Below are 14097 nucleotides of genomic sequence, written 5' to 3' on the forward strand. Positions count from 1 at the left end.
GCTCGACCGGGAGGGCCTTGCCCGCGCCGGGCGCGCTGCCCACGCATTGTCTGGCAGTGCCATCCCCCGAGGTCCGCCATGCGCGTCCTGATCACCTATGGTTCGAAGCGGGGCGGCACCGAGGAGATTGCCCGGTGGCTCGCACAGGCCCTCCGCGAAGAAGGGCTGGACGCGGAAGCAGCACGCTGGGGACTGGCGCGACATGGCGCAGATCCGGCGCTGGGCCGCGAGCCTGGCCGAGGCGCTGGCGTTGTCGGGCGACGTCGGCCCCGCGACGCGTGAATCGGAGCCCCTCCTCCCCTTCTGAAGCGGTCCGGACCGAACTCAACAGGGGCATGGCCCATGAGGAGTGCAACGCCATGGTGCCATCGCCCACGTCTCCCCATCCCCCGCCATTGTTTCCTCGCGCGACGTGGCGGCACCGGCGGCAGGCGGAGGCGGCGCGGGCGCCCGTCCCGCAGCGGTACTGGAGCCGTCCCCTGCCGGCCCTGCTCACGGCCCTGGCAACGACCCCAGGCGGACTGACGGACGCGGAGGCCGCGCGGAGGCTGGCGCGGGACGGCGCGAACGAGTTGGAGGCGTCCAGGGCCCCTTCCCGTCTGCGCGTCCTGTGGGCCCAGCTCAAGAGCCCGCTGGTCCTCCTGCTCGTCGTCGCGGCCGTAATCTCCGCGTTCACGGGTGAGTGGACCGACGCGGTCATCGTCCTGGCCATCGTGCTGTGCAGCGTCCTGCTGGGCTATTCGCGCGAATACAAGGCGCAGGTCACCATCGCGCGGCTGCGCGAGCGCGTCACCACCAGCGTCAGGGCTCTCCGCTCGGGCCGGGTGGCCACCGTTCCCCTCTCGCAGGTCGTTGCGGGGGACATCGTGCTCCTGTCCGCGGGGAGCATGGTGCCCGCGGACGCGCGCGTGCTGGAGGCGACGGACCTGTTCGTCAGCCAGGCGGTGCTCACGGGCGAAAGCTTCCCCATGGAGAAGCGACCCGGGGTGGCCGCCCCGGACGCGACGCTCGGCGAGCGTGACAACTGCGTCTTCCGGGGCACCCACGTCCGCAACGGCGCCGGCCGGTGCGTCGTGGTGGCCACGGGTCGCGACACGTCCTTCGGGGGCATCGCCCGGCGCCTGACGCTGCGCCCGCCGGAGACGGAGTTCGACCGAGGCATCCGGCATTTCGGCTACATGCTGCTCACCACGATGGCGGTCATGGTGGTGGGTGTCATCGCCGTCAACGGGCTGTTGCACCGGCCCCCCCTGGAGTCACTCCTGTTCGCCCTGGCGCTTGCCGTGGGGCTTAGCCCGGAGTTGCTCCCCGCCATCCTCAGCGTGAACCTCTCGGCCGGCTCCCAGTCGATGGCCGCCAAGGGCGTGCTGGTGCGCCGGCTGAGCGCCATTGAGAACCTGGGCAGCATGGACGTTCTGTGCACCGACAAGACGGGCACCCTGACTGAAGGGGTCGTCAGCCTCGCGGGCGCCCATGCTCCGGACGGTGGGCCTTCCGCCACCGTACTGGATCTGGCGGTCCTCAACGCCACCCACCAGACTGGCCTGTCCAACCCGCTCGACGAAGCCCTCCTCCGGGCGGGCCCGCCCCCCGCCGCGCAAAAGCTGGGGGAGATTCCCTACGACTTCGTCCGCAAGCGCCTGTCAGTCGTCGTCCGCCAGGGCACCGACGTCCGGCTCATCACCAAGGGCGCCTTCGCACAGGTCATGGAGGCGTGCACCCGGGGGCCGGGCGGGATGCCCCTGGACGCCGGGCTGCGGGCCCGGCTCCAGGACCGGGTGGACGCCTGGGGCCAGCAGGGCCTCCGCGTCCTGGCTGTGGCGACCCGTCCCATCGACGTCCGGGAGCAGTACACCCGGGAGGACGAGCAAGCGCTGACGTTCGAGGGGTTCCTGTCCTTCATGGACCGGCCGAAGGAGGGCGCGCGCGAAGCCATCCAGGAACTGGAGCGCCAGGGCGTGGCCATCAAGCTCATCACCGGCGACAGCCGGCAGGTCGCCGAACACGTCGCCCGCCAGGTGGGCCTGGCCACGTCGCGGGTGCTCACGGGCCGACAACTCCTGCGGATGCGGGACGAGGCGCTGTGGCACCAGGCTGAGAAAGCGGAGCTCTTCGTCGAGGTGGATCCCACACAGAAGGAGCGCATCCTGCTGGCGCTGAAGAAGCAGGGGCACGTGGTGGGCTTCCTGGGGGACGGGGTGAACGACGCGCCGGCCATGCACGCGGCCGACGCCAGCCTCTGCGTGGAGGGCGCCGCGGACGTGGCCCGCGAGGCCGCGGACTTCGTCCTCCTGGAGCGCCACCTGGACGTCGTCCGACGCGGCATCGAAGAGGGGCGCAGGATGTTCGCCAACACGCTCAAGTACATCCTCACCACGACGAGCGCGAACCTGGGCAACATGCTCAGCATGGCGGCGGCCACGCTGCTGCTGCCCTTTCTCCCCCTGCTCGCGGGGCAGATCCTCCTCAACAACTTCCTCTCCGACATCCCCGCCGTGGGGCTGGCCGGTGACAGCGTGGACCCGGAACTGGTGGACCGCCCCCGGCGCTGGAGCATGCGCTTCCTCACGCGCTTCATGGTGACCTTCGGCCTGTTGAGCGCCATCTTCGACGCTTTCACGTTCGGCGCGCTCCTGTGGTTGTTCCATGCGGGTCCGGAGCGCTTTCGCACGGGCTGGTTCGTCGAGTCCCTGCTCACGGAGCTGGTGGTCGCGCTGGTGGTGCGCACGCGCCGGCCCTTCTACCGGAGCCGCCCCGGAACGTTGCTGCTTGTCTCCACGTGCGCGGTCGTGGTGCTCACCCTCCTGCTGCCCTTCCTCCCCTTCGCCCGTGCCTTCGGGCTCGTTCCACTCCCCGGAGCACTGCTGCTGGGGATCGCCGTCATCACCGGCCTCTACGTCGCCGCAGTGGAGGCGGCGAAACGCGTCTTCTACCGCCGCGTCCCGGGGTGAAGCCCACGCATCAGCCGCGCGCGTCCAGTCGCTCGATGAGGTGCACGAAGTCCGTGAGGTGGCGGGCGGCGGTGAAATGGGCGCGGACGTGCTCGTGGGCCCGGCGGCCCAGGCGGGCGGCCCGTTCCGGATCCTCCAGGAGCGAGCGCACCGCGCCCGCGAACTCCGCCGGGTCCCCGGGGTCGCGCACGAGCAGGCCGTTCACGCCGTGGATCACCTGGTCCTGGAGCCCGCCCACTGCGCTCGCCACCACGGGGCGGCCCTTCCACATGGCCTCGGTGATGGTGAGCCCGAAGCCCTCCTGGAGGCTCTTCTGGACGACTACGGCCGCGTGGCGCTGGAGGGCGTTGACGATGGCGGCGTTCTCCTCCAGGTCGCTCATGGGCAGGCACGCCAGGTGGACGCGCCGGCGCACGAAGTGAGGCTGCTGCCGCCACAGGGAGATGACGTCCTGGAGCGTCGCCGCCGCTTCCGGATCGTCCGCCACGGACGTGACGGCCGGACCGGCGAGCACCAGCTCCGCGCGCAGGTCGGGTGACTGCCGCAGCAACAGCGCGAACCCATTCAGCACGCCCGCCGGGTCCTTCAGCGGATCCCACCGCGACACCTGCACCACCAGGGGCGTGTCAGGCTCGGGCTCGGCGCCGAGCCGCACGATGTCCGCGCCCCGCGACACGCGCGCGGGCACCCCGTCCGAGCGGGTGAAGACGGGCTCGGGCGCGTCCGGCGTCCCGCGTAGCAGGCCGGTACGGGCGAGGATGGCGCGGGCGACCTCGGGCGACAGGGGCCGGTTCTTCACCGCGAAGATGTCGATGGAGGGCTGGATGACGAGCGCCCGGTCCGCGCACTGGGGCGGCACGTAGGCGGCCCGGCTGAAGACGGTGAGCCGGGCGGCAGTCAGGCCCGGCGCGAGGAACTCCCACGCCCGCGCCACCTCGGCGTTGGGGGTATCCCGGCCCACGTGACAGCGCCAGGCCACGCGGGCACCCGCCGCCGCCAGCGCGGGTGCCAGCCCCACGGTCTGTGGGTCGTGCAGGAGCACCACGTCCCCCGGCCGCACCAGGACGAGCAGCTCCTCCAGGTTGTCGCGGAGCACCTCGTCGTACCGGGCATGCTCGGCCGCGCCCAGGGGCGACCCGTCCCCGCTCGAGCCATGCAGCGCGTGATGCAGCCGCTTGGTGATGTGGAAGAACTCCTGGGTGCCGCTCAGCACCAGCCAGCGCGCGTCCACGCCCGCCCCGCGCGCATAGGCGACCAGCCGGGGAACCATCTCCGCCACGCCGCCCCCCTGCGCCGTGGAGCTCACGTTCCAGAACGCGAGGCCTGCCATGAGCGCCCGGGCCTTCGCGGCCTCTTCCTGGAGCGCGCTCCAGGCGGCCGCGTCCAGCTCGGACTCGAAGTGCGTCAGAGGTTCGGCCTGGACGTGCACCTCGAAGGGCTTGAGCATTTCACCTCTCGCTCGGAAGCGCGGCGCCCCTTTCACGGGCGGATGGCGGCCTCTCCAGGCGGTGACGCCTTGAAAGTAGTCATCGTGTAGGAGCGCGCCCTCCAGGGGTTCCGCAGGGCCAAGGCGCACGGCCGGCACCACGCCAGGGCATGGCGGCGCGGGACCCGGATTCCCTGATCCACCCTGCCCGCCCTTTCGGACGCAATGCGTCGGACTCTGGCGACGGACCGGATCCACCCCCACGGGAGGAAATCCGCATGCCTGGCCGGTCACCTCAGGAATCGTTCAGGCGCTCATGCGTTCAGCGTCTTGCGTGGGCGTTTTCCCAGCTTGACCGTCGCCGGGCCTTCCCTCACAAACGCCCCGTCCCCGCTGCTGGCCTTCCCGTCCAGCGGCCCGAAAGGATCCCGACTCATGAAGCGATTGGTCGTCATCGCCGCCCTCGTGGGGGCCGCTCCGGCGCTCGCCGATGAAGGCATGTGGACGTACAACAACTTCCCCGCCGCCAAGGTGAAGGAGAAGTACGGCTTCGAGCCGTCCCAGCAGTGGCTGGAGAAGCTTCGCCTGGGCGCGGTGCGTCTGGCCGGTGGCTGCTCCGCCAGCTTCGTGTCGCCGGACGGCCTGGTGATGACGAACCACCACTGCGCGCGCGGCTGCATCGAGCAGCTGTCCACCGCGAAGCAGGACTACCTGGCCAACGGCTTCTACGCGAAGTCCCAGGCCGAGGAGAAGCAGTGCCCGGCGATGGAGGTGAACCAGCTCGTCGAGATCACCGACGTCACCGAAACGCTGAACAAGGCCACCCAGTCCCTGTCCGGCAAGCAGTACTCGGACACGCTGAAGTCGGAGATGGCCAAGGTGGAGAAGGCCTGCTCCGCCGGCGACGACAAGGTGCGCTGTGACGTCGTCACGCTGTACCAGGGCGGCAAGTACAACCTCTACAAGTACCGCCGCTTCCAGGACGTTCGCCTGGTGTTCGCCCCGGAGCACGCCATCGCGTTCTTCGGCGGTGACCCGGACAACTTCGAGTTCCCCCGCTACGACCTGGACGTCACGTTCGTGCGCGTCTACCAGGACAAGCAGCCGGCGAAGACGCCGGACTACTTCAAGTGGTCCAAGGGCGGCGCCAAGGAGAACGAGCTCACGTTCATCCCCGGCAACCCGGGCCGCACGTCGCGCGCGCTGACCATGGCGGAGCTGGAATACACCCGCGATGTGTCCATGCCCAAGACGCTCATGTACCTGTCCGAGCTGCGCGGCATGCTCACCGAGTTCCAGAAGCGCGGCCCCGAGCAGAAGCGCGTCTCCAGCAACCTGCTGTTCGGCGTGGAGAACGCGCTGAAGGCGTCCAAGGGCCGCCACGAGGCGCTGCTGGACAAGAAGTTCTTCGGGTCCAAGGTCGCCGCGGAGCAGGAGCTGCGCAAGAAGGTCGACGCCAACCCCGAGCTGAAGAAGAAGTACGCCGGTGCCTGGGAGGAGATCGCCAAGGCCGAGGTGCAGCTGGGCAACCTGCGCGAGGAGCTCATCTACATCGAGCAGGGCAGCGGCCTGTCCTCGACGATGTACAGCATCGCCAAGACGCTGGTGCGCGCCAGCGACGAGCTGCCCAAGGAGAACGGCCAGCGGCTGCGTGAGTTCAACGACGCGAACCAGCCCGCCCTCAAGGCGAACCTCTTCAGCCCCGCGCCCATCTACCCGGAGCTGGAGATCGCCCGCCTGACGTTCAGCCTCACCAAGCTGCGCGAGGACCTGGGCACCAAGCACCCGTTCGTGAAGAAGGTGCTGGGCAAGGAGTCCCCGGAGCAGGTCGCCACCCGCGTGGTGAAGGGCAGCAAGCTGCGGGACGTGAAGGCGCGCCAGGCGCTCTTCGAGGGCGGCAAGAAGGCCGTGGAGGCCTCCAAGGATCCGATGATCCAGCTGGCGGCGCTCGTGGACCCGGACGCCCGCGCCATCCGCAAGAAGTTCGAGGAGGAGGTGGAGTCGGTCATCAAGAAGAACAGCGAGCTCGTCGCCAAGGCGAAGTTCGACATCTACGGCACCAGCCAGTACCCGGACGCGACCTTCTCCCCGCGCGTGTCGTTCGGCGCGGTGAAGGGCTACACGGAGAACGGCCAGAAGGTGGCGCCGTTCACCCAGATGGCCGGCACGTTCGAGCACGCCACCGGCCAGGAGCCGTTCGCCCTGCCGAAGTCGTGGCTGAAGTCGGAGAAGGTCATCACCGGCACCACGCCGATGAACTTCGTCACCACCAACGACATCATCGGCGGCAACTCCGGCTCGCCCGTCGTCAACCAGAACCACGAGGTGGTGGGCCTGGTGTTCGACGGCAACATCCAGTCGCTGGGCGGCGAGTACGGCTTCGACGAGTCCGTGAACCGCGCCGTGTCCGTCCACTCGGAGGCCATCATCGAGTCGCTCCAGAAGATCTACGGCGCCAACCGCGTCCTGGAGGAGCTGCGCCCCGGCAGCACCAAGCTGCCGCCCGTGAAGGCCAACCCGGCCGGGTAGTCAGACTTCACCGTCGCTGGACGTAGAACGAGGCTGCCCGGTTCGCTCCGGGCAGCCTTTTTTCGTGAATGGGAGGCCAGCACATGGTCGATGACGCGCAGGTCGAACAGTTCATCCGGGACGGCTTCGTGAGGATCGATGACGCCTTTCCCCGTGAGGTCGCGGACGCGGCGCGGGAGCTCCTCTGGCGGGACACGGGCTGTGACCCCACCCTGCCCTCCACCTGGACCCGGCCGGTCATCCGGCTGGGCATGTATTCGCAGCCGCCCTTCGTCCAGGCCGCCAACACCCCCGTCCTGCACGCGGCGTTCGACCGCCTCGTCGGTGCCGGCCGGTGGCTGCCGTGCCGGGCCATGGGCACGTTCCCGGTGCGCTTCCCTTCGGCCGTGGATCCAGGGGACGCCGGGTGGCACGTCGACGTGAGCTTCGACCATGAGAAGCCGGACTTCTTCGACTGGCGCGCCAACGTCACCTCGAAGGGACGGGCGTTGCTGATGTTGTTCCTGTTCTCGGACGTCGGCGAGGACGATGCCCCCACCCGCATCCGGGTGGGCTCGCACCAGGACATCGCCCGGCGGCTGGCCCCGGCTGGAGAGGCCGGCATGACGCTGAGGGAGCTGGCGGCGGACGGCTTCGCGGTGTCCCTGGACCGGTCCCAGGCGCTGGCCACCGGACAGGCAGGCACCGTCTACCTGTGCCACCCCTTCCTGGTCCATTCAGCCCAGCCGCACCACGGCGCCCGGCCGCGCTTCATGGCCCAGCCGCCGCTCCTGCCCCGCGAACCGCTCAGCCTGACGCGGGCGCCCTCCGACACGTCGCCGGTCGAAGCGGCCATCCGTCAGGCCCTGGCCTCCATCGGATAGCGCCGGAACGCGAAACGGCGACCCGCTGTCCGCCGGGTCGCCGCTCTGCTTCACACGTCCTTTTAGCTCACTCCCACTCGATGGTGGCGGGCGGCTTGGAGGAGATGTCGTAGACGACGCGGTTGATGCCGCGCACCTCGTTGGTGATGCGCGAGGAGATCTTCTCCAGGATAGGGAACGGGATCCGCGCCCAGTCCGCCGTCATGCCGTCCACGCTGGTGACGGCGCGCAGCACGCAGGTGGACTCGTAGGTGCGCTCGTCGCCCATCACGCCCACGCTCTGCACCGGCAGCAGCACCGCGAAGGCCTGCCACACCTCACCGTACAGGCCGGCCTTGTGGATCTCCTCCTGCACGATGGCGTCCGCGCGGCGCACCAGGTCCAGGCGCGGCTCGTTCACCTCGCCCAGCACGCGGATGGCCAGGCCGGGGCCCGGGAACGGCTGGCGGCCGACCATCTCCGGCGGCAGGCCCAGCTCGCGGCCCAGGACGCGCACCTCGTCCTTGAACAGCTCGCGCAGGGGCTCCACCAGCTTGAGCTTCATGTGCTCGGGGAGGCCGCCCACGTTGTGGTGGCTCTTGATGGTGACGGACGGGCCCTTCCAGGACACGGACTCGATGACGTCCGGGTACAGCGTGCCCTGCGCCAGGAAGCCCGCGTCCTGCACGTCGCGGGAGGCCTCCTCGAACACGGCGATGAACTCCCGGCCAATGATCTTCCGCTTCTGCTCCGGGTCCGTGACGCCGGCCAGCTTCGACAGGAAGCGCTCCCGGGCATCCACTGTCTTCAGCGGGACGTGGAAGCGGTCCACGAAGAGCGCCTCCACCTGGGCGCGCTCCCCCTGCCTCAGGACGCCGTTGTCCACGAAGATGCACTGGAGGCGCGGGCCGATGGCCCGGTGCAGGAGCAGCGCCGCCACGGAGCTGTCCACGCCGCCGGACAGCCCGCAGATGACCCGGCCCTCCTCACCCACCTGCTTGCGGATGGTCTCCACGGCTTCGTCGATGAAGCCCTTCATCGTCCAGGAGCCCGTCACCTTGCAGTCGTTGAAGAGGAAGGCGCGCAGCATGGCCTTGCCCTGGGGCGTGTGGACCACCTCCGGGTGGAACTGGAGGCCGTACCAGGGCTTCGTCGCGTGGGCGGCCGCCGCGAAGGGCGAATTGCCGCTGCGGCCAATGGCCTCGAAGCCGGGCGGCAGCACGTCCACCCGGTCGCCGTGGCTCATCCACACCTGCACCTGGTCCCCCGGGCGGAACTCCGCGAACGGGCCCCGGGCGGTGAGCACCTCCACGGCCGCGCTGCCGAACTCCCGGTGCGCCCCCCGGTCGATGCGGCCTCCCAGCAGCTTGGCGGTCAGTTGCAGCCCGTAGCAGATGCCCAGCACCGGCACGCCCGCCTCGAAGACGAAGGGGTCGCAACGCGGTGAGCCAGGGGCCTCCACGGACGCCGGCCCCCCGGAGAGGATGATGCCGCGGGGGGCGTACTTGCGGATGTCGTCCGCGGGCAGGTCCGGGCGGTGGATCTCGCAGTAGACGCCCAGTTCACGCACCCGGCGGGCGATGAGCTGGGTGTACTGGCTCCCGAAATCAAGGATGAGGATCTTCTCGGAGTGCAGGTCCACCGGCATTTCTCCCAGGGGGCGTCGTTGACGGGTGGGGGCCCTTATCGCTACAAACTTCGGGAAATCAACGCTGAAAGGCCGTCAATTGTTCGAGGTTCGGATGCGCCGCCTGACCGCTTCCAGTGCAGCAGCCATGCTTCTCCTGTCCACCGCGGGGTGCGTGAAGGAGATCTCCTCGGACGAGCGTCTGGAGCGAGACACGCGCAGTGTCGCCGTCAAGGACACTCCCGGAATCGCCGAGCTTTCCAAGGTCACCTGTGACGACACCACCGAACCCCTGACCAAGGCGCGCAACGTGAACCGCCCGGAGTCGGACCGGCTGGTGGACTACGTGCAGCTCTACTCCTCCCTGAAGGACCGCACCCACACCTTCGAGGACGCGATGGCCCGGAATCCGGACCTGAGCTACCGCGAGGGCAGCCAGGCCCTGGTCTCCGCCAAGGACACCTGCATCCAGCAGACGGCCGACGTGCGGGTGGAGTTCGAGACCTACCTGCGCGAGCTGGTGGACGTGCCCACCGTGCAGGAGATCAAGGGCGGCAACACCGTCACGGTGGCCCGCCTGGACTTCGCCACCCTGCGCAAGGCCATCGAGACGCTGGACCCGGACGACCGCGAGAGCCTCATGCAGCGCGTGGGCGCGGCGGAGAAGCGCGTCTCCACGGCGCCGACGGCCGCGGACGACACGGCGGGCGGCAAGCGTCGCACCAAGTAGTCGGCTGCCCGCGCCCCCCATGGATTCCCAGGGGGCGGGGGTTGCTCGGGTCGAAGCGCCCTACTCCATCCGGTAGTTGGGCGCTTCCTCGGTGATGATGACGTCGTGCACGTGGCTCTCCTTGAGCCCGGCGGACGTGATGCGCGTGAACATCGCCTTCGTGCGCAGCTCCTCGATGGTGGCGCACCCCACGTAGCCCATGCCGCTGCGGATGCCGCCCAGCATCTGGTGCACGTTCATGGCCAGGGTGCCCTTGTACGGGACGCGGCCCTCGATGCCTTCGGGCACCAGCTTCACCGCGTCCACGTCGGACTGGAAGTAGCGGTCCTTGGCGCCCTGCTTCATCGCGCCCAGGCTGCCCATGCCCCGGTAGCTCTTGTAGCTGCGGCCCTGGTACAGGATGACGTCGCCGGGGGACTCCTCGGTGCCGGCGAACAGCGAGCCGATCATCACGGAGCTGGCCCCCGCCGCGAGCGCCTTGACGATGTCGCCCGAGTACTTGATGCCGCCGTCGGAGATGATGGGGATGCCGTGCTTGTCCGCTTCGCGGGCGCAGTCATCCACCGCCGTCACCTGGGGCACGCCCACGCCGGCCACCACACGGGTGGTGCAGATGGAGCCCGGGCCGATGCCCACCTTCACCGCGTCCACGCCCGCCTGGATGAGCGCGCGCGTGCCCTCCGCGGTGGCGACGTTGCCGGCGATGAGGTCGAACCCGTGGAAGTTCTTGCGCGTGTCGCGCACGCCCTCGAGCACGCCCAGGGAGTGGCCGTGCGCGGTGTCCACGACGATGACGTCCACGCCCGCCTTCACCAGCGCGTCGATGCGGGCCTCGCGGTCCGACGACACGCCCACGGCGGCGGCGCACAGCAGGCGGCCCTTGGCGTCCTTGGCCGCGTGCGGGTGCGTGCGGCGCTTCTCGATGTCCTTGATGGTGATGAGGCCCTTCAGCTCATAGGCCTCGTTCACGACGAGCAGCTTCTCGATGCGGTGCTCGTGGAGGAGCTTCTGGGCCTCCTCCTGGATGATGCCCTCGCGGCCGGTGACGAGCTTCGTCGTCATCACGTCCTCGACCTTCTGGGTGAAGTTCTTCTCGAAGCGCACGTCGCGGCTGGTGACGATGCCCACCAGGCGCTTGCCCTGCACCACGGGCACGCCGGACACGCCGTGGATCTTCATCAGCTCCAGCGCGCGGGAGAGCGGCGCCTTCGGTTCGATGGTGACGGGGTCCACCACCATGCCGCTCTCGAACTTCTTGACCTTGAGGACCTCCAGGGCCTGCTGCTCGGGCGTCATGTTCTTGTGGATGACACCGATGCCGCCCTCCTGGGCCATGGCGATGGCGGTCCGGGACTCCGTCACGGTGTCCATCGCGGCGGAGAGCAGCGGCACGTTGAGCCGGATGTTGCGCGTCAGGCGGGTCGTCAGGTCGGCATCACGCGGAGTGACGGCGCTCTCACCGGGCAGCAGGAGCACGTCGTCGAAGGTGAGGGCCAGCCGGATATCGGGGTTCAACATGGGGGCTCCCGGAGGCCCCGCGGGGCACCAGCGCCCGGCGGGTGCGGTTCCATACGAGTAACGCGACAGGTGCGCAACGGAAGAAGGTTTTTTGCCGCCCGGTCCCAGGCGTTCAGGTGATACTCGGCGCTACACACACATTGGGATCTGGGACCGGGCCTTGGCGGATTCGAATCTAGGGGGGGCGGTCGGGCTGGTGGTGAAGCTGCCCTTCGCCACTCCCGAGGAGTTCCTCGCGAAATACGGGGGCAACATCACCCGGGGCGGCATCTATTTGCGCGCCAAGGCCGTGCGCCCTCCGGGCACGGCTGTCACCCTGGACCTCCGGCTGGCAGGCGGCGACCGGCTCCTCTACACGGCCGCGGTGGTGCACTTCGTCACCGGGCAGCAGGGCCAGGGCATCTCCGGCATGGGGCTGCGGTTCCTGGAAGCGGACGCGGCGACGCGCCGGTTCCTGGACACCTCCGTCGCCGTCCTCCCGCACGCCCAGTTGGACGTGCCGCCCGTGCCCAACGGCGTGGGCCCCGCCGACCACGCCGTGCCCGCGCCCGCCGCCGCCCCTGCCCTGCCCCCGGCCGCGCCCGCGGACCCGGGCTCCGCATCCTCCGCCCGGGGCAATGGGCCAGGTGCCGCTCCCGCCGCGCCCGCGCCCGCGCTGGAGATGGTGACCGCGGAGACGCTGGGGCTGAACACCGAGGAGCCGCCCCGGACGGGCCCGGTGATCGGCATCGACCTGGGGACGACGAACTCGTGCGCCGCGTTCGTGCGGGGCAACAAGCCCGGGGTGCTGCCCAGCCGCGAGGGCCACAACACGGTGCCCTCCATCCTCGCCTTCAACCAGCGCGGCAAGCTGGTGGTGGGCCACCCCGCCAAGGGGCAGATGCTCACCAACCCGCGCCAGACGGTGTACGGCGCCAAGCGCCTGGTGGGCCGCCCCTACGCGTCGCCCATCGTCGAGCAGATCAAGGACCGCTTCCACTATGAGATCGCGGCCGGTCAGGCTGGCGAGGCGGCGGTGCGCTTGGGCGACCGCATCTATTCGCTCCAGCAGATCTCCGCGCTGATCCTCCGCGAGGTGCGCGAGGTGGCCCAGAACCAGCTGGGGCAGCCCATCTCGCGGGCGGTCATCACGGTGCCCGCCTACTACAACGACAACCAGCGGCAGGCGGTGCGCGAGGCGGGCAAGCTCGCGGGCCTGTACGTGGAGCGCATCCTCAACGAGCCCACGGCGGCGGCGCTGGCGTACGGCTACGGGCGCAAGCTCAACCAGCGGGTGCTGGTGTACGACCTGGGCGGCGGCACCTTCGACGCGTCGGTGCTGGAGCTGCACGACACCGTCTACGAGGTCATCTCCACGGGCGGTGACACGTTCCTGGGCGGCATCGACTTCGACAGCGCCATCGTCGAGTACCTCCTGGAGGAGTTCCGGCAGCAGACGGGCCGGGCCTTCCAGGGGGACCGCGTGGCCCTGCAGCGCATCAACGACGCGGCGGAGCGGGCCAAGTGCGCCCTGTCCGAGCGCTCGGAGATGCGGGTGCACGTGGCCTTCGTGACGATGATCGACAACAAGCCGTACGACCTGGACGTCACGCTCACGCGCCAGAAGCTGATCGCGCTGACGGAGAAGCTGGTCGACCGCACCGTACAGGTCTGTGACGAGGTGTTGCAGGCCAAGGGGCTGAAGGCGCAGGACATCGACGAGGTGATCCTCGTCGGCGGGCAGAGCCGCTTCCCGCTGGTGCACGAGAAGATCACGAAGTTCTTCGGACGGCCGCCCAGCAAGGGCGTGCACCCGGACGAGGCCGTGGCGCTGGGCGCGGCGCTGCTGGCGCACAGCCTGGGGCAGCTGGAAGGCGTGGTGCTCATCGACGTGCTGCCCATGGCCATTGGCGTGGGGCTGCCGGGTGGGCGCTTCAAGCCCGTGCTGGAGCGCAACGTGTCGCTGCCGGCCTCCAAGGTCTACACCCTCTCCACGCACCGGGACGACCAGACGGAGCTGGAGCTCTCCGTGTTCCAGGGCGACGCCGAACGGGCCCCGGACAACGAATACCTGGGCACGCTCCGGCTCGCGGGGTTGCCCAAGCGGCCTCGCGGCGCGGTGCAGGTGACGGTCACCTTCGAGGTGAGCAACGAGTCGCTGTTGAAGGTGATCGCGCGCGAGGCCACGACGGGCCGTGAGGTGGTCAGCACGTTCACCACCCGCGACACGCCGGAGGCCGTGAAGGCGCGGCTGGCGCAGTCGGAGGCCGAGTCCGGTCCCGCGGCTCCGACGCTTGCTCAGGGAGCAGGCAACAGTGCCGCGGGAGGGACTGTCAGCGCGGGGAGGAACGTGGCCACGGCCGCGCCTGTCGCACCCGTGCTGACACCCGACGCGGTGGTGGTGTCGAAGCAGAAGGGTTTCATGGGCTGGCTGAAGGGACTCTTCGGCCGCGCCTGATTTTCGCGTCGCCAACCCCTGCTCCCCGAGTGGGCTG

At 69.7% G+C, this 14097-nt stretch carries 8 protein-coding genes; 5 read left to right on the forward strand and 3 right to left on the reverse strand.

Going from position 1 to position 14097, the window contains the following annotated elements:
- The first annotated feature begins 359 nt into the window (after positions 1–359).
- The gene (gene mgtA, locus OV207_RS06945; protein WP_267553656.1) at positions 360–2951 is read left to right on the forward strand and encodes a magnesium-translocating P-type ATPase; all 2592 of its coding nucleotides are present in this window, start codon (positions 360–362) and stop codon (positions 2949–2951) included.
- 10 nt (positions 2952–2961) lie between these two features.
- Here mgtA and OV207_RS06950 read toward each other — a convergent pair whose 3' ends face one another.
- A complete protein-coding gene (locus OV207_RS06950) occupies positions 2962–4398 on the reverse strand; it encodes a glycosyltransferase (protein ID WP_267553658.1) in 1437 nt (478 codons plus the stop codon).
- 414 nt (positions 4399–4812) lie between these two features.
- Between OV207_RS06950 and OV207_RS06955 the strand changes: the two genes are divergently transcribed.
- Both OV207_RS06955 and OV207_RS06960 read left to right on the forward strand, forming a co-directional pair.
- Entirely contained in the window at positions 4813–6906 is a 2094-nt protein-coding gene (locus OV207_RS06955; RefSeq protein ID WP_193429688.1) for a S46 family peptidase, read from the forward strand.
- Positions 6907–6989: 83 nt separating this feature from the next.
- The gene (locus OV207_RS06960; RefSeq protein ID WP_267553660.1) at positions 6990–7769 is read left to right on the forward strand and encodes a phytanoyl-CoA dioxygenase family protein; all 780 of its coding nucleotides are present in this window, start codon (positions 6990–6992) and stop codon (positions 7767–7769) included.
- A 67-nt stretch (positions 7770–7836) separates the two neighbouring features.
- Here the strand turns inward: OV207_RS06960 and guaA are convergent, their stop codons facing one another.
- Positions 7837–9396, reverse strand: a complete 1560-nt coding sequence (gene guaA, locus OV207_RS06965) for a glutamine-hydrolyzing GMP synthase (RefSeq protein ID WP_193429690.1) — start codon at positions 9394–9396, stop codon at positions 7837–7839.
- Between the two features lie 127 nt (positions 9397–9523).
- On the opposite strand from guaA, the gene OV207_RS06970 reads away from it, so the two are divergent.
- Positions 9524–10105 carry a hypothetical protein gene (locus OV207_RS06970; protein ID WP_267553662.1) on the forward strand — a complete coding sequence of 194 codons (582 nt, stop codon included), beginning with the start codon at positions 9524–9526 and terminating at the stop codon, positions 10103–10105.
- A 60-nt stretch (positions 10106–10165) separates the two neighbouring features.
- On the opposite strand, the gene guaB is transcribed toward OV207_RS06970, so the two are convergent.
- On the reverse strand, positions 10166–11623 hold the full coding sequence (guaB, locus tag OV207_RS06975; RefSeq protein WP_267553663.1) for an IMP dehydrogenase: 1458 nt from the start codon (positions 11621–11623) through the stop codon (positions 10166–10168).
- A gap of 160 nt (positions 11624–11783) precedes the next feature.
- Here guaB and OV207_RS06980 point away from each other — a divergent pair, with 160 nt between their 5' ends.
- Positions 11784–14060 (forward strand): TIGR02266 family protein, encoded by a 2277-nt coding sequence (locus tag OV207_RS06980; RefSeq protein ID WP_267553665.1) that lies wholly within the window; start codon positions 11784–11786, stop codon positions 14058–14060.
- Positions 14061–14097: the final 37 nt, after the last annotated feature.

The sequence above is a fragment of the Corallococcus sp. BB11-1 genome (assembly GCF_026626625.1).
Classification (GTDB): Bacteria; Myxococcota; Myxococcia; order Myxococcales; family Myxococcaceae; genus Corallococcus; species Corallococcus soli.